This window comes from Vandammella animalimorsus (assembly GCF_002288875.1).
Classification (GTDB): domain Bacteria; phylum Pseudomonadota; class Gammaproteobacteria; order Burkholderiales; family Burkholderiaceae_C; genus Lampropedia; species Lampropedia animalimorsus.
The window spans coordinates 193,947-211,480 of record NZ_NTBH01000006.1 but is presented as its reverse complement, the minus strand read 5'-3'; the positions used below and the strand labels follow the sequence as shown (position 1 = coordinate 211,480).

The 17,534-nt window shown below is 60.5% G+C and carries 11 protein-coding genes and 1 tRNA gene; 8 read left to right on the top strand and 4 right to left on the bottom strand.

Annotated elements, in window-relative coordinates; all coding sequences use genetic code 11:
- Positions 1-61: 61 nt before the first annotated feature.
- From CLI93_RS15165 to CLI93_RS14915, 8 genes are all read left to right on the top strand, one after another.
- Positions 62-4,246, top strand: a complete 4,185-nt coding sequence (locus CLI93_RS15165; RefSeq protein ID WP_172424355.1) for an Ig-like domain-containing protein — start codon at positions 62-64, stop codon at positions 4,244-4,246.
- Between the two features lie 178 nt (positions 4,247-4,424).
- Entirely contained in the window at positions 4,425-8,861 is a 4,437-nt protein-coding gene (locus CLI93_RS10385; protein ID WP_172425547.1) for an RHS repeat-associated core domain-containing protein, read from the top strand.
- Positions 8,862-9,324: 463 nt separating this feature from the next.
- On the top strand, positions 9,325-10,353 hold the full coding sequence (locus CLI93_RS10380; protein WP_172425546.1) for an RHS repeat domain-containing protein: 1,029 nt from the start codon (positions 9,325-9,327) through the stop codon (positions 10,351-10,353).
- Between the two features lie 2 nt (positions 10,354-10,355).
- Entirely contained in the window at positions 10,356-10,889 is a 534-nt protein-coding gene (locus CLI93_RS14930; RefSeq protein WP_143326397.1) for a hypothetical protein, read from the top strand.
- Positions 10,890-10,903: 14 nt separating this feature from the next.
- The gene (locus CLI93_RS15555) at positions 10,904-12,358 is read left to right on the top strand and encodes an RHS repeat domain-containing protein (RefSeq protein ID WP_095542417.1); all 1,455 of its coding nucleotides are present in this window, start codon (positions 10,904-10,906) and stop codon (positions 12,356-12,358) included.
- Positions 12,330-12,821, top strand: coding sequence for a hypothetical protein (locus CLI93_RS14925; protein ID WP_143327003.1), 492 nt, complete (start codon positions 12,330-12,332; stop codon positions 12,819-12,821). Before CLI93_RS15555 ends, CLI93_RS14925 begins: the two co-directional genes overlap by 29 nt.
- A 16-nt stretch (positions 12,822-12,837) precedes the next feature.
- Positions 12,838-13,314: a hypothetical protein gene (locus tag CLI93_RS14920; protein ID WP_143326395.1), complete on the top strand. Its 477-nt coding sequence runs from the start codon at positions 12,838-12,840 to the stop codon at positions 13,312-13,314.
- 5 nt (positions 13,315-13,319) lie between these two features.
- Positions 13,320-13,796, top strand: coding sequence for a hypothetical protein (locus CLI93_RS14915; protein ID WP_143326394.1), 477 nt, complete (start codon positions 13,320-13,322; stop codon positions 13,794-13,796).
- Here the strand turns inward: CLI93_RS14915 and CLI93_RS10370 are convergent.
- The 4 genes from CLI93_RS10370 to CLI93_RS10355 form a co-directional block, all read right to left on the bottom strand.
- A tRNA-Val gene (locus CLI93_RS10370) sits at positions 13,767-13,842 on the bottom strand. The genes CLI93_RS14915 and CLI93_RS10370 overlap by 30 nt on opposite strands.
- Before the next feature lie 13 nt (positions 13,843-13,855).
- Positions 13,856-14,128 carry an HU family DNA-binding protein gene (locus CLI93_RS10365; protein WP_095538367.1) on the bottom strand — a complete coding sequence of 91 codons (273 nt, stop codon included), beginning with the start codon at positions 14,126-14,128 and terminating at the stop codon, positions 13,856-13,858.
- Between the two features lie 290 nt (positions 14,129-14,418).
- Positions 14,419-14,988, bottom strand: coding sequence for a CDP-diacylglycerol--glycerol-3-phosphate 3-phosphatidyltransferase (gene pgsA, locus CLI93_RS10360; protein WP_095542416.1), 570 nt, complete (start codon positions 14,986-14,988; stop codon positions 14,419-14,421).
- 111 nt (positions 14,989-15,099) lie between these two features.
- Positions 15,100-17,313 (bottom strand): excinuclease ABC subunit UvrC, encoded by a 2,214-nt coding sequence (locus CLI93_RS10355; protein ID WP_095542431.1) that lies wholly within the window; start codon positions 17,311-17,313, stop codon positions 15,100-15,102.
- Positions 17,314-17,534: the final 221 nt, after the last annotated feature.

Sequence of the window (17,534 nt, the reverse complement as noted above, 5' to 3'; positions counted from 1 at the left end):
TATGCCAGGCTCCCGCATCCATCGCCTTCTGCCCCGCGCTGCATGCGCAGTGTTTCGGGCCGTGGCGCTTCAGTTGTTCCTGCTGTTTGCCCTGTTCGGTTTGGCGCAGGCCCAAAGCGGCGCTGCTCAACTCAGCATTCAGGATGGAGTGATCGTCAAATTCGGCCCCGGCGCGGGCTTGCATGTGCGCGATCGCTTGCACACCGGCGCGGGCGTGGTCTTGACCTCGCAGCAAGACGACAGCGCCCTTGGCCCTGTCGATGAGGCCCAGCCGGGCAGCCCGCAGGCGGGCGATTGGCTGGGCCTGTTGGTCGATGCAGGCGTGCCAGCCGCCCAATTGCGCATTGATGGCCTGGGCATCCGCTGGGCCGGCGGCGCGCAGGGCCTGCCCAGCCACATCGAGGGCGGCGCTGGCCTGGTGCTGGGCGCAGCCCCCTACAGCCTGCAGCGCCTGGAGCTCTCGCACAACACCGTTGGCATGCGCCTGGTCGGCAGCGGCAGCGCCACCATCAGCCAGTCGCGCCTGCTGGGCAATGGCATTGGCCTGCTGGCCGAGCAGGGCGCATCCCCCTCCATCGGGGCGTCCACCATCGCGGGCAATCACAGCTTTGGCATCCGCAACACCCAGCCCAGCGCCGTGGTGCAGGCGCAAGGCAACTGGTGGGGCCATGCCAGCGGCCCGCGCGATGGCGTGGGCAACCCCACAGGCCAGGGCGATGCCGTCAGCGCCGGGGTGGACTACGCCAACCCCTTGAGTGAAGAGCCTGCGTTGGCCTGCACCATCGCCCCCAGTGCGGGCTACACCACGCGGGTGCGCGCCATTGAGCTGCGGCTCGATTGCCCGCAGGCCGTGCGCTACCGCATCAGCGAATCCGATGCCGCAGCCGATTTCGATGCCCTGCCTTGGCAGGACATGACAGGCCAGCCCACCCTGGCGGCCTACACCCTCTCGCCTGCGGCGGGCGAGAAACACCTGTTCGTGCAGTTCCAGACTGCGCAGGGCCGCATCAGCCAGTTTGGCCTGGCCCAGCCCATGGCCTTCGTGCCCCAGGGGCCGTTGGTGCAGTGGCTGCAACCGGTGGCCGATGCGGTGCTCGATGCCGACGTCACGCTGGCCGTCTCCGTCGAGGATCCCGAAGGCGTGCGCAGTGTGGAGTTCCTGGTCGATGGCCAGCGCCTGGGCGTGGTGGACAGCGCCCCCTACGAAATGCGCTGGCCGCTGGCGGGCGTGCCCAATGGCAGCCACACCCTCGGCGCCAAAGCCACGAACCGCTTGGGCCAGGCCCATACCGCCACGCGCCGCGTCACGGTGAGCAAGCCGGGCGGGGCAGGGCCTGTGATGGATGTGCAGTTCGCAGGCCAGCCCTTGCTGCCCAACGCCACCGTGAGCCAGCCAGGCCAGCTGGTGGTGCAGGCCAGCAGCGCCGTGGGCGTTGTCCGCATCGATGCGCAACTCAACGGCGTGGCCATCTTCTCGCGCAGCTACCCTGCCGCGCCCAGCGTCAGCGCCAGCCAGTTCATTGATTTTGCGCAACTGCCCGATGGGGCGCACCAGCTCAGCATCGTGGCCAGCGATGCCGATGGCGTCAGCAGCACGTTGAACCTGCCCTTCACGCTGGCCCTGGCGCAGCCCGCCGCGCCGCAGATCAGCAGCCCGCAGGATGGCGCCACCGTTGCCCAGGCCAACGTGCCGGTCAGCGGCACGGCATCGCCCGGCAGCCAGGTGCAGCTCTACCTCAATGGCCAGGCCGCTGGCAGCCCCGTCAGAGCCGCCGCCGATGGGGCCTTTAGCGCCAGCATCGCCTTGGCAGGGGAGGGCGACTGGCTGTTGCAGGCGAGCGCCAGCAACGCGCGCGGCAGCAGCGCACTGAGTGCTGGCGTCAACCTGCGTTACCAACTGGCCACGCCCAGCATCGCCTTTGCCACACCGGCCGAAGGCGCACGCTTGACCATCGCGGCAGGCGCCAGCGTGCCCGTAGCCGTCACCGCCAACGCGGCGGCAGGCATTGCCCAGGTTCGCCTGTTCGCCAACGACCGGCCCATTGCCACCCTGACCCAGCCCCCGTACAGCGCGCCGTGGGCCATTGGCGGCCTGGCCGCAGGCCAGTACACCCTGCGCGCCGTGCTCACCAGCAGCAATGGGCGCGAAGCCAGCGCCACCCGCACCGTGCAGCTGGAGGCCGCAGGCCCGGCTGCGCCGCCGCCGGCGCCCTACACCGCGCAGCTGCAATCCATCAGCCCGGCCAGCTCCTTTGGCGAAACCCCCATCGTCATCAGCGGCCAGGCCATAGGCCGCGATGGCCAGCCCGTGCCCAACGCCGCGCTGCGCCTGTTGCTGCGGGTGGGCGGATTTGAGCGCCGCATCCAACTGTCCAGCGATGCGGCCGGGGCCTTTAGCTACCAGTTCGTGCCGCAGAGCAGCGACAGCGGCCTCTACGAAGTGGCCGTGCAACACCCAGAGCAAGCGGGCTTTGCCGCCCAAGGCCAGTTCAGCATCGACCGCTTGATCTTCAGCCTGCAAGAGTACGAACTCAGCGCCGCGCGCGACATCCCCAGCGAAATCAGCATCATGGCCCGCGCCAGCGCAGGCACAGGCGCCAGTGGCGTGCGCTGGGTGGCAGAGCCCGCGCGCCAGCCCAGCGGCAGCCTGCCGCCGGGCATCAGCGTGGACGGCGGCGCCCCCATCGACGTGCCCGCCGGCAGCAGCGCGCCCAGCATCATCCGCTTCACCGGCAGCAGCCGCGCGGGCGAGCGGGGCAGCGTCGTGCTCACCGCCTACGCCAACGAATCGGGCGACCAGCCGCGCGGCAGCCTCACCATCCATTACCGCCTCAGCGACGCCCGCCCATCGCTGTACGCCCAACCCGCGTCGATCCAGACCGGCGTGCGCCAGGGCCAAAGCGTCAGCGAGCAAACCCTCATCGGCAACCGGGGCCTGGCGGCCGCGCACAACGTGCGCGTGCGCCTGGTCGATGCGCAAGGCCAGGCCGCGCCCAGCTGGGTCTTTTTGGCCAGCAGCAGCGCGCTGGGCGTGGTGGACGTAGGCGCGCAAGTGCCCATCGAACTTACCGCACGCCCTGGGCAGGACGTGGCCGACGGCATCTACCACTACCGCATCCTCGTCGATGCCGACAACCAAGGCCAAGGCAGCATCCCCGTGGCAGTGGCCGTCACGCAAAGCGGCGAAGGCGGCGTGGCCTTCAGCGTCAGCGACCTCTTCACCGACACCCCCGATGCGCAAGGCCAGCGCATCGCTGGCGTTGCAGGCGCGCGCATCCGCGTGCAAAACGACGCCGTGCCCACGCAAATCCACAACGTCACCACCGATGAGAGCGGGCGCGCCCAGCTCAACGGCATTGCGCCAGGCAGCTACATCTGGCGCGCCAGCGGCCCGCGCCATGCCGACAAAACCGGGCGCATCTTCGTGCGCCCAGGCATCACCATCAGCGAGCACATTCACCTGAGCTACCAAACCGTCAGCGTCGAATTCAGCGTCACTGAAACCACCATCGCCGACCACTACGACATCGTGCTCGAAGCCACCTACCAGACCCAGGTGCCAGCGCCCGTCGTCCTGCTCGAACCCATGGCCATCAACCTGCCCGAGCTGCAAGTGGGCGAAGAACACAGCGGCGAGCTCACGCTGACCAACTACGGCCTCATCGCAGCGCGCAACCTGCGCCTTGCGCTGCCGCAAAGCGACCAGTACTACCGCTACGAATTCCTGGCCGACATCCCCCAAAGCCTGCCGGCCAAGAGCCGCATCGTCATCCCCTACCGCGTCACAGCGCTGAAGCTGCACCCCAAAAGCCTGGGTTTCAGCAGAACTTTGGAGCAGGGCTGGGTCAGCGAGCTGCAGAAAAACATCGCCAGCCTGTTCAGCGCCAAGGCGGGCAGCTGCACACACTACGCCCGGCACCTGGTGGCCAGCTTTGACTGGGAATGCGCCAACGGGGAGACCGAAGGCGGCAGCAGCAGCGCCACCTTCAGCCGCCTGGTGGGCACGCGCTGCACCAGTGCTGGCGCTGGCGGAGGCGGCGGCGGTGGAGGAGGAGGAGGCGGCGGCGGCGGTTGGGGCGGCGGCGGTTGGGGAGGCGGATCGCCCATTCCGCTCGCGCCCAGCTGCACCCCCCATTGCCCGGCTTGCGGCTGCGGTGGCCCTGGCGGCGGCGGAGGTGGCGGCGGCGGAGGTGGCGGCGGCGGCGGCGGCGGAGGAGGCAACGGCCCGCCACCAATAGCCTACTAAGCCTCCGCGGGCGTTGAGCATTCACCAAGCCCACGAAGCCCACCGCAATCCCATCTCATCCCATTGCAAACATTCATTCCAATCCAGCCAGCGCCAGCGGCGCTGGCTTTCAGAGGAGAGCCACATGCCTTTGCCCGCACCTCTTGCGCCCTGCCACGCAGCCCCCAGCCGCCGATCTATGCCCTGGCTTCTGACCCTGCTGCTAGCCCTATCGCCCCTGCTGCCCTTGCCAGCGCAAGCGCAGCCGCACCTGTCGGGCGCGGCCACCCCCTGGGTAGCAGAAGTCGAGCTGGGAGTGGGCCTGCAGCTGAGCGCCAGCGCGCCCAGCGTGCGTCAGCCCAATGGCGAATACCGAGAAACGCACATCGACCTGCGCGTCAATGCCCTGGGCGGGCCCATCGACATCGCGCGCAGCTGGAGCCAGGGGCGCTGGTGGCTCAACCCTGCCTGGGCGCCGCTGAACTTCGAACTCGACCCGCTGGACGGCAGCGCCCGCGTCATCGAACGCGCAGGCCTGATCTACGAGCGAAGCGGCAGCAGCGAACTATTCATCTCCAAAGCCAACAGCTACGCGCCCGTCTTCATCCGCAAGACCACCAGCAACCCCTACAGCGGCCAGGCGCCAGGCTGGCAATGGAGCGACCGGCTGGGCAACACCATCGACTACGACCGCCAAGGGCGCATCCTCGGCTACGCCAACCCCAGCGGCGTGCAAGTGCGCTTTGTCTACGACAGCGCCAGCAGCATCCGCATCCTCGACCACCTGGACCAGCTGGCCTACCGCCTCAGCCTGCAAGACGGCCTGGTCACCCAAGTACAAGACCGAGCAGGGCGCAGCGTGCACTACCACTGGAGCGGAGCGGGCGAACAACGCCGCCTGAGCCAAGTCACCGACGTAGCCGGACACACCTGGCAGTACCGCTACGACAGCCACGGCCAAATCACCCAGCGCATCGACCCCTTGGGCGAACAACAAGGCGACACCATCACCGTGCGCTACGCCAGCAGCGTCGCCGCGCCACCGGCGCAACTGACCGTAGGCAGCGCCGGCCAAACCTACGACCCCAGCGGCGCCAGCGGCCCGCGGCACAAACTGCGCCACATCTGGGGCGCAGCGCGCGTGGCCCAACTCATCGACAGCCGCGGCGCCAGCAGCTCCAGCACCGAATACCTCAAAGAAAAGCGCCAATACCAAGTCAGCCAGACCGACCACCGGGGCAACCACATCCAAATCACCTACGACCTGGCCGGCTTCGAACTGGCGCGCAGCTTCAACGGCCAAGCCACCCACCGCCGCCAATGGGACGGCAACTACCACAGCATCGTCACCAACGCCCGCGGCCTGAGCACCCGCTACGACTACGACCACAACCGGCAAATCACCCAAATCATCCACCCCGACGGCAGCCGAGAGAGCAGCCAATACAACGCCCGAGGACAAAAAACCCGCCACATCAACGAACTGGGCATCGTCAGCACCTGGCAATACGACCAGGCCGGCCGCCTCATCGAACACACCCAAGCCGCAGGAGCGCCAGAACAAAAAGTGCACCGCTGGCAATACGACCCATACGGCCAAGCCATCCGCTACCAACTCAGCCCCACCGGCGAGCCCGGCGACCCCCAAACCATCACCACCGCCTGGCAATACGACCAATACGGCAACCGCATCAGCCAAACCGACGCCCTGGGCCAAGTCACCCGCTACCAATACGACGCCGTGGGCAACCTCATCGCCCGCACCGACCCCCTGGGGCGCACCAGCCGCTACCAATACAACAGCCGCAGCCAACTCATCGCCCACACCAGCGCCCTGGGCCACACCCGCCAATACACCTACGACGCGCGCGGCCAAAAAACCCAAAGCACCGACCCCCTGGGCCACAGCCAAAGCACCCGCTACGACCGCCACGGCCGCATCCAAAGCCAAACCGACGCCCTGGGCCACACCACCGGCTACCACTACAACGAATACGGCGACCTCATCCAAACCACCAGCGCCCAAGGCCTGAGCAGCAGCACCGAATACGACAAAGAAGGCCGCCCCACCCACCAAACCGACCCCCAAGGCAACCGCATCAGCTACCACTACGGCGCCAAAGGCACGGCAGAGGCTGACCTGCTCATCCAAATCCACTACCCCGGCGGCCTGCAAACCCACTACCAATACGACCAAAGAGGACGCAAAACCGTCACCACCCAAAAAGCCACCAGCGGCCCAGGCGCCGGACAAGAGTTGCGCACCAGCACCACCTACGACAGCGCCGGCCAGGCCGTGGCCAGCACCAGCGCCGCCGGCAAAACCACCCTCACCGAATACGACAGCCTGGGGCGCGTGCGCGCCAGCACCGACCCGGACGGGCACAGCACCCACTACCAATACAACCTGCAAGACCAAACCACCCGCGTCACCGACGCCGGCGGCAACGTACACCAATACCACTACGACGCCCTCAAACGCCTGACCCAAGAAACCCGGCCCGAAGGCGGACAAACCCACTACCGCTACGACGCCGCCGGGCAACTCATCGAACGCACCGACCCCGACGGCAACACCAGCGCCTGGCAATACGACCTCGATGGACGCACCACCCAAGAAAACAAAACCCACCCCAGCGGCCAGGCCACCCTGAGCCAAACCACCCGCTACCACTACGACGCAGCAGGGCGGCTGACCGGCTACGAACAACACAACGGCGCAGGCCAGCGCATCAGCGCGGCCATCTACCAACTCGACGCCCTGGGGCGCACCAGCGAAGAAACCCTCAGCTACGGCCAAGGCAGCAACGCCATCAGCGCAAGCCTTGCGCAAAGCTGGAACGCCGACGGCCAAAAAACCAGCCAAACCTACCCCGACGGCAGCACCGCGCACTACCACTACGAACAAGGCCTGCTCAAAACCGCCAGCCCGCCCGGCAGCCAAGGCAGCAACCCCGGCAACCCCGGCAACCCAGGCAACCCAGGCAACCCAGGCAACCCAGGCAACCCAGCCGCCATCACCTGGCAAAGCTACGCCTGGAACCAGCCCAGCGCCATCCAATACCCTGGCATCACAAGACACAACCACTACGACGGCTTCTGGCGCTACCAGCGCATTCACGCCCGCCGCGCAGACTCAACCAATCCAGCCAATCCAGCCAATCCAACCACCCCCGACACCCCAACCCTGCTGGAGCTGAGCTACCAATACGACCAGGACAGCAACATCACCCACATCCAAAGACAGGCAGGGCCCGACATCCAAGGCAGCACCGACTACCGCTACGACCGGCTCGACCGCCTCATCCAGGCCAGCCCCAGTCTCAGCCTGCAAGAGCTGGGCCTGCCCCACGAACACTACAGCTACGACGCCGTACACAACCGCAGCGCCAGCGCCCACCAGCCTGGCCCCTGGCAATACGCCAGCGGCAACCGCCTCACCCAATGGGGCCAGCAGCAACAGGCCACCAGCTACCAATACAACCACAGCGGCCACATCACCCAAAAAACCCAAGGAGGAACCAACACCCCAGGCAATCCAGGCAGCCCAGGCAACCCCAACGCCAGCACCACCAGCTACCACTACGACGCCGCCCAGCGGCTGGTGCACATCGAACAAAACGGCCAAACCCTGGCGCGCTACCACTACGACCCCAAAGGCCGGAGAATCGCCAAAACCACCGGCCAGGGCAGCGGGCAAACCACCACCTGGTACATCTACGCCGAAGAAGGACTGATAGCCGAAATCAACGAGCAAGGCCAAACCCAGAAAAGCTACGGCTGGGAGCCCGACAGCCCCTGGGGCACGAAAATCCTCTGGCAGGCCGATCACCACAGCGGCAACACCAACACCAACGCCAAGACCTACCACTACATCCACAGCGACCACCTGGGCACGCCACAGATTGCCACGGACAAAAACGGCAACCCAACCTGGGCGCAAGTGAGCGAGGCGTTTGGCAAGGCCACGATCTCAGCCAACGCCAGCACCGAGATCAACATCCGCTTCCCAGGCCAGTACTACGACCAGGAAACGGGCACGCATTACAACTTCCATCGGGACTATGACCCGAGTACGGGACGGTACTTGCAGAGTGATCCGATTGGGTTGAGGGGTGGGATTAATTGGTTTGTCTATGTGTCAGCATCCCCGTTGATCCGATTTGATATTTCAGGCTTGAGCGATAGTTCATGCTGCACACCAAGAACTGATGGTCAATGCTGTAGCGAAGCGCAGTCTAGAGGGTGGCTCGGTTTCAATTCGCGAGGTGGCTTTATTCATGGCAGGCCGATTTGTTGTGATGGAAGAATTGTTGTCTGCATTTTTGATGATGGGGACACTGATCCAGTATCCCTCATGCTAAAGGAATGTGTTCGCGCTCATGAGAATGCTCATATTCCGCACACAAGAAATTGTGAGTACACATGCCCTGAGTTAAAGCCTGGTGCGGGAGGGCCGGGCTCGCCAGATGTAGACACTGGAGAGTGCGAAGCATATAAAGCTGACATTGATTGCCTCCTGAATATAAATTGTAGAGGCATGCCGGAGGGATGTGAGGGTAGAAAAAATAGAGCTCTTTTGCAAGCCGAGTCTCGTGGTGGAATACATTGCAGAAATGCGGGTCAGTTATTATGAAAAATTTTAGACCAAACATATTGCTGCTCTCAATTCTTTGTGGAGTATACAGTTGCACTCAAGGCTATAGTGACTTGAGGGATGTTAGCGAAAAAGACATGAAAATTCTAAAAGATAAAGTGGTGAAGATATTTGCCTCAAACAGGAACTTCAATATCTGGAAAACTGACAATTGCTATTATAAAAAGAATAAAGATAAATATTATGTTGTTTGCGGAAGAAAAAGTGAAAATCAAGATTTCTTCTGGGGCGAGCAGAATATTCTCATGATTTTTGATAAAGAATTCAATTTGATTGAAATGAGTTAATATTGCGTGGAGTATTTCTTTTTTTCAATCGCAAACAAAATATCTTTGGCTGACGATAATATTTGGATTGATAAATTCATTAACGGGTAGTAATTTGTATTCTTGGTTGAATATATTTGAAATTATTAACTTTTAAATCAATAGGAAGCAAGTATGTGTTCAGCACATCTAACGCGACGACAGCACCGCGCTACCACTACGACCCCAAAGGCCGGAGAGTTGCCAAAACCACCGGCCAGGGCGCACAGCAAACCACCACCTGGTATGTCTACGCCGAAGAGGGACTGATTGCCGAGATCAACGAGCAAGGCCAAACCCAGAAAAGCTACGGCTGGGAGCCCGACAGCCCCTGGGGCACGAAAATCCTCTGGCAGGCCGACCACGGCAGCGCAGCCACCAAGACCTACCACTACATCCACAGCGACCACCTGGGCACGCCGCAAATCGCCACGGACAAAAACGGCAACCAGACCTGGGCGCAGGTGAGCGAAGCGTTTGGCAAGGCCACGATCTCAGCCAACGCCAGCACCGAGATCAACATCCGCTTCCCAGGCCAGTACTACGACAAGGAAACGGGCACGCACTACAACTTCCATCGGGACTATGACCCGAGTACGGGACGGTACTTGCAGAGTGATCCGATTGGGTTGAGGGGCGGGATTAATATGTTTTCTTATACAAATAACAGCCCAATTAATTTTTTTGATGAGCTGGGATTGAAGGCAAGAATGTGCTGCAGAGCAATACCTGCAACATTAAATATTGCATACCATTGTTTTATTGATATCCAAGACAACGATCCATCGGAGTGTCCAACGTGTCCGCCAGTGACGGGAAGAGGATCGACGTCTTTGCATGGCCCTTGCGGGCTAGGTAGCGGGGATTGCGACAGAAGAGGAGGGGAGGTTTTTATTGGTCGGCCAGGAGCTAGGACCTTCGATAACCCAGCTCAATCGGTATGTGGTGGCTGGAACACAGATTGTCAAGTCGATGAGTGTGTTGTTGCCGCCGCACGCGCATATGAGCAAGACTCAGAGTATGGGATATGGAGGAGAAATAGTAACTCCTTTGCTTTTTATGTTGCTAGATCTTGTGGGATTACAAGCTTTCCACCAACTTTTAATCCAGGGCAAGATGATGGCCCTTCAGGGCCCGCCTATCCATTTCCAGACTCGGGAGATTAACGGTGAAAAAAATTATTTACCTCGTAAGTATTATTCTTTTAAGCGGTTGTGCATTCATTGCTGGGCAGCCAGAGGATAATTCTGGAGATGGGCGATGGGTAAATCTTGGCTCTTCAATTATTGGAGTGGCGAAGAAATATGAAATTGCAAACATAAGGCCAAGTGAAAAAAAAGAATGGATTATAAAAAATTTCCCATCCGGGGCTTATAGGGTTGGGTTTGGTTATTCGGAAAGTTTTTGCAAAGAGATTCCTGCGAAATCATTTATTCATTTTTCAATAAGATCAAATGAGGCGGTGGTTTTTGATGGGTCTGGGTTGATTGGGTGGGAGGAATTTTCCTTTGGTCCCCCGGGGCATGAAAAATTCTACAGTTTCTTAAATCGTGCAAAAGATGATGGGTTAAATATAGAGTTAGATTCCGACGTGAATTACAATGTGGCCATTCTGTGGCGTCCTGGGGGAGAATGGGGGGCAAGTAATTGCTCAATGACTCTAAAGTTTATGATTTTAAAGTTGCATTTTGGAGCTAAATAGATGTACCCAGTCCGTTGTTCTCCGGTACCTTTTCTCCTGCATTTAACTCCGTTTTTCACAAAATCGGGCGCTACCAATACGACCCAGACAGCAACATCACCCACATCCAAAGACAGGCAGGCGCTGACATCCAAGGCAGCACCGACTACCGCTACGACCGGCTCGACCGCCTCATCCAGGCCAGCCCCAGCCTCAGCCTGCAAGAGCTGGTCCTGCCCCACGAACACTACAGCTACGACGCCGTGCACAACCGCAGCGCCAGCGCCCACCAGCCTGGCCCCTGGCAATACGCCAGCGGCAACCGCCTCACCCAATGGGGCCAGCAGCAACAGGCCACCCGCTACCAATACAACAGCAGCGGCCACATCACCCAAAAAACCCAAGGAGAAACCAACAACCCAGGCAGCCCAGGCACCCCCAACGCCAGCACCACCAGCTACCACTACGACGCCGCCCAACGGCTGGTGCACATCGAACAAAACGGCCAGACCATCGCGCGCTACCACTACGACCCCAAAGGCCGGAGAATTGCCAAAACCACCGGCCAGGGCAGCGGGCAAACCACCACCTGGTACATCTACGCCGAAGAAGGATTGATTGCCGAGATCAACGAGCAAGGCCAAACCCAGAAAAGCTACGGCTGGGAGCCCGACAGCCCCTGGGGCACGAAAATCCTCTGGCAGGCCGACCACGGCAGCGGCAACGCCAATACAAACGCCAAGACCTACCACTACATCCACAGCGACCACCTGGGCACGCCACAGATTGCCACGGACAAAAACGGCAACCCAACCTGGGCGCAAGTGAGCGAGGCGTTTGGCAAGGCCACGATCTCAGCCAACGCCAGCACCGAGATCAACATCCGCTTCCCAGGCCAGTACTACGACAAGGAAACGGGCACGCACTACAACTTCCATCGGGACTATGACCCGAGTACGGGCAGGTACTTGCAGAGTGATCCGATTGGGTTGGATGGGGGGGTGAATTTTTATGTCTATGCAAGATTTAATCCTGTGTCAAATTTTGACAATACTGGGTTATATGATTGGATTAATAAAAAAGAGTGTACGCCTGAGCAACGAAAGAAAATTAATGATGCAGTTGAGCGAGTTAAAATTGTTTTGGAGGAAGAGTGCTCCGAATGCGAAGGCGGGTGCGTCCCCCAAAAAGACTGCGATAAATTAAAAAACCAAATAAACATAACGGAAATATCATGCGGGAGTAGTCATTATAACTTCAAGTGGGGCGGAAACATGCCTAGTGCCTGTGCGGCCAATGTGCAGGGAAAGCCGTATATGATAATTTACGAGAAGGCTTATACAAGAGATTGCTCATGCCTGGCCAAAACAATCTTTCATGAACTAATGCATGGGATTGGCTATGGTCACGAAGAGAGCAAGCGTGGAGACTACGTATATACAGTCGAAACGGGGTGTCATCATGAGTTATGTGGATATAGGGGAGATTGATATGAAAATGAATCTTTTCTTTATTTTTTTTATGGTGTTAAGTCTTGATTTATTGGCTTGTCCAGTGGGTGAGTTTGAGTTTGTGGATTTTGATGAAAAAAATTTCGACTTAGAGGGTGTTGCTTCTAATCTAAAAATTGAGGTGGCAAAGTATGAGAATCCTTTATTTTCTCCAGTCCCTTGCTTTGGAGGGATTTCTATACTGATTCGCAGTACCGAAGTTGATAAGAGGTTATATAATTTTGATGTGCGTTCAAAATTTTATGATGTTAGCTACCCGGTTGCTAAAAAAGGGGGTGCATACCGAGGAATTCTGCTTGATGAAAGAACAATGATTTTTAATTTTCCTTTGAGAGTTGGAGCGCCCTTTGAAGAGCATAAAAATATTGCAATTGGTGTATCCGAGTTCACGATTGGCGGAAGAAAAAGAGCGACTGGTGAGCTTTTGTTTTCATTGAAATAGTTTGTTGGGAGAGGGTATGAAATATTTGATTGTTTGTTTTTTAATGTTTTTTTTGCAGGCGGATTTGTTTTCTTGCTCGATAGGTGAAACTGGTTATGTGAATTATGTTGATTTTTTAGAAGGAGGGGTAAATAAAGGGGAGGTGTCGAAAATTAAAGTGGAGGTTGCAGATTATCAGCGACCAATCGCTGGGACTGACTCTTGCTCTAATGTTGGGTATTTGACTATTGCTATTTTTGGTGTAAATAAAGAAAGTCTTTATTCTTTTTCTATAAGATCGGAAGGTAGAGTGTTTTCATCTTTCGAGAAAGAAAAGGGGGCTTATAGAGGGTTTGTGGATGATAAAACTGGGGCTGTTATATTCAATCTTCGTATGGCTACAGAAAAAGATGCTATTGACTTTCTTGTTGCTGTGGATGTTATGGAGTTTGATGTATATGGAAGCCTGATTGGGGTTGGTGATGTGGAGATTTCATCAAAAAAGAATTTTTAATTGCCTTGTTCGATATTATTTTTGTATTCATGTCGCTGTCCCATAAATATCGCAAATCAACCCCCAGCCGCCGATCTATGCCCTGGCTGCAGGCCCTGCTGCTCGCCCTATCGCCCCTGCTGCCCTTGCCAGCGCAAGCGCAGTCGCACCTGTCGGGCACGGCCAACCCCTGGGTAGCAGAAGTCGAGCTGGGAGTGGGCCTGCAACTGAGCGCCAGCGCGCCCAGCGTGCGCCAGCCCAACGGCGAATACCGAGAAACCCACATTGACCTGCGCGTCAATGCCCTGGGTGGGCTCATAGACACCGCGCGCAGCTGGAGGCTAGGGGTGGGTGACTTAATTTTTCTTGGGCACTGTTGGACTTTGCGTTTGGGTCTTTACGTACGTGAATGGACAATAAAAAAAGGACTTGGAGAAAATCCAAGTCCTTTTTTGTTGAGATCGGGTGGGTGTTGGTGGGTGCTAACGGGGTCGAACCGCTGACCTACGCCTTGTAAGGGCGCCGCTCTACCAACTGAGCTAAGCACCCCACCGTAAAGCGCTTATTTTACAGCATCTTTGAGGGCTTTTCCGGCGCGGAACTTCGGCACTTTGGCGGCTTTGATCTTGATGCTCTCGCCGGTTTGCGGGTTGCGGCCTTTGCGGGCGGCGCGCTTGGAGACTTCGAAGGTGCCGAAGCCGATGACCGACACGGTGCCGCCTTTTTTCAGGGTGGTCTTGATGGCGCCGATGGTGGCTTCCAGCGCGCGGGCGGCGGCAGCTTTGGAGATGTCTGCCTGGGCGGCGATGTGTTCGACCAGTTCTGTTTTGTTCACGGTATGCCTCTCTGGATGAAATGAAAACCGCCGGGCCGGGTCGGATGGCGGACGTTGATTGATTGTGGCGCTGCACGCTGGTGCACTGGTTGCAGCGTGGCAAAGGCTCTCAGACGCGCGTGGCTTTTACATGCCATGCAGTGACCGCGCTGCCCGGCCGGATGCCGAAAGCGGCGATTAGAGCAATGCCCCTATCTCTGTGTCAAGCATGGGACGGGCCCGCCAGCCTGGGATTAACCCTGCCACATCGCAGTGTGATGGGCTGGCCTGCCCGGTTTGCGGGGCGGATTCTACTGCCCCAGGCGGGTGCGGATGGCCAAAGAGGCCTTGCGCATGTAGTAGACCATGGACCAGATGGTCAGGCCGGCGGCCATCCACAGCAGGATTTGGCCGGGCAGCCGGCTGTGCCAGCCCGGCGGCAGCAGGCCGTCGTAGAGCAGAAAGGGGATGGCCAGCATTTGCAGCGAGGTTTTGAGTTTGCCCAGCATATGCACGGCGACGCTGGAGGCTGCACCGATCTGGGCCATCCATTCGCGCAGGGCGGAGATGGCGATCTCGCGTCCGATGATGATCAGGGCGACGAAGACGTCGATGCGCTGCAGGTGCACCAGCAGCAGTACGGTGGAGCAGACCAGGAACTTGTCGGCCACGGGGTCGAGAAAGGCGCCAAAGGCCGATGTCTGGCCCAGGCGGCGCGCCAGATAGCCGTCTAGCCAATCGGTCAGGGCAAAGAGCACGAACAGCGCGGCGGCGATGGTGTTGGCCTGCGTGATGCCTGTGGGCAGGTAGAACACCAGCACGATGCCGGGGATTGCCGCGATCCGGCTCAAGGTCAGCAGGGTGGGGAGGGTCAATGACATGGTGGATGGACGCGCCAATCGATCTTGAGCAGTGCTGTGGCATCGAATGGCTGCGTATTATCAGTGGCTTTGGTGCATGCGCTTGGCTTGCAGGCCCTGGGGCGGCCCGCTCTATCCGCGCAGCGTGTGGTAGATGCTTTGCGCCAGCTCGCTGGATATGCCTTCGACGGTCATCAAGTCCTCCACGCTGGCCTGGGCCACGCCTTGCACGCCGCCAAAGCGTTGCAGCAGGCGAGCGCGGCGCTTGGGGCCGATGCCTGGGATGTCTTCCAGGCGGCTGCCGCCGGTGCGCACGCGGGCGCGCTGGGCGCGCATGCCGGTGATGGCGAAGCGGTGCGCCTCGTCGCGGATTTGCGCCACCAGCATCAGCGCGGCGCTGTTGGGCGGCAGGCTGAGCTTGGGGCGGTCATCGGCAAAGACCAGCTCTTCCAGGCCGACCTTGCGCCCGGCGCCTTTTTCCACGCCCACCAGCAGGCTGGGGTTCAGGCCCAGTTGCTCGAAGACTGCGCGCGCTGCGGCCACCTGGCCGCGGCCGCCGTCGATGAGCACCAGGTCGGGCAGGCGCGCCGTGCCGGCGCTGGTGGCCGCGTCGGCATCGGCCGCCAGTGGCTGAGCCTGGGCCGGGGCGAGTTTGCCGTAGCGCCGCGTGAGCACCTGGCGCATGGCAGCGTAGTCATCGCCGCCGGTGATGCCCTTGATGTGGTAGCGCCGGTAGGCGCTGCTTTGCATGCGATGCTGCTGGAAGACGACGCAGGAGGCCTGCGTGGCTTCGCCAGCGGTGTGCGAGATGTCAAAGCATTCGATGCGCCAGTCGTCGAGCTGGGCTTCGTCCAGCGCCAGCCCCAGGGCCTGCGCCAGGGCGCGGGTGCGGGCTTTTTGCGAGCCTTCCTCGCCCAGCAGGCGCGCCAGTTGCAGCTGGGCATTTTTTTGCGCCATTTCCAGCCAGGCCTTGCGCTGGCCGCGTGGCTGCACCACGTTGCGCAGCGTGCGCTGGCCTTGCTGGCGCAGCAGGGCCAGTAGCTGCGGCGCGACCGGGTGGCTGGTGATCAGCAGCGCTGGGGCCGGGTAGTTCAGATAGTGTTGGGCGATGAAGGCCGCGAGGATGGCTTGCTCGGCGCTGTCGGCGCTGTCCGTTGCCAAGGCATCCACACTGGTTTCTGGAGCGGCGCCTGATGCGGCATCGTCGACCGTGGCTGGGGGGGCAGTGTCTGGGGCTGCATTGTGGGGTGCGGCGCTCTCGGCTGCGCCGGCGGCTGAGGCGCTCTCCGGCATGTCAATGTCGGCCGTTTCAGCGCCATCGGCATCGGCGTCATCGTGCAGAGCCAGCGCAGCCTCCAGCTGGGAGGGGAAGTAGGCGCGATCGCCCAGGTGGCGGCCGCCGCGCACCATGGCCAGGTTGACGCAGGCTTTGCCGCCCTGGCGTTGCACGGCGATGATGTCCACGTCGGCATCGCCCACGGTTTCCACGGCCTGTTGCTGCAGCACGGTCGAGAGCGAGGCGATGCGGTCGCGCACGGCGGCGGCCTGCTCGTATTCGAGCTGCTGGGCGTGCTGCATCATGCGCTGCTGCAGTTGTTGCACCAGCGCATCGGCCTGGCCGTGCAGCAGGGCCTGGGCCTGTTGCACGTCGGCCTGGTAGGCTTGGGCGCTGATCAGGCCCACGCAGGGCGCCGAACAGCGCTTGATCTGGTGCAACAGGCAGGGGCGGGTGCGGTGGGCGAACACCGTGTCCTCGCAGGTGCGCAGCAGGAACACGCGCTGCAGCAGCTCGATGGTTTCCTTGACGGCCCAGGCATTGGGGTAGGGGCCGAAGTAGTGGTGCAGGCGGTCCGTGCCGCCGCGGTAGTAGCTGATGCGCGGGAAGTCTTGCGCCTGCAGCGGTTGCGCTGCCTCCCCCTGCGCGCCTTGCGCAGCCGCGCTGCGCGTTTGGCCGCGCGCCTGGCTGTGCCCGGAAATTTTCAGATAGGGATAGCTCTTGTCATCGCGAAACAGGATGTTGTACTTGGGGTGCTGCGTCTTGATGAGGTTGTTTTCCAGCAGCAGGGCCTCGGCCTCGGAGCGCACCACGGTGGTCTGCAGCCTCGCAATCTGCCCCACCATGTGGCCGATGCGCGTGCCGCCATGCTCTTTCTGAAAGTAGCTGCTGACGCGCTTTTTCAGGCTTTTGGCCTTGCCCACGTACAGCAGCTGCTCGCGTGCATCGAAGAAACGGTACACGCCCGGCAGGCTCGGCAGGCTTTGAGCCTGCCGCAGCAGCGCCTGGCGCGTGGGCTGGGCGGCAGCCGCCTGGGGGTGGTCTGGCGGCGGTGCGGGTGTCTGGTCCATCGTGTTGGGGTAATTGGAGCGTCGGCAGGCCAGTGTGTGCCCATGCGGGGAGGGCTGCAGGAGGGTTCGCACGGCCATGAATGAGTGGGCCGCTGCAATGGGCCGGGCGTTTCCTGCGGTTTCCTTTACACTGCGCGGCTCGCTCGGCCAGCGGCACTGGCCGTGGGCATTGTGCCCCGATTCGTTTTCCATTTCGAACTGGCGCAGCCAGTCTGGAGTGC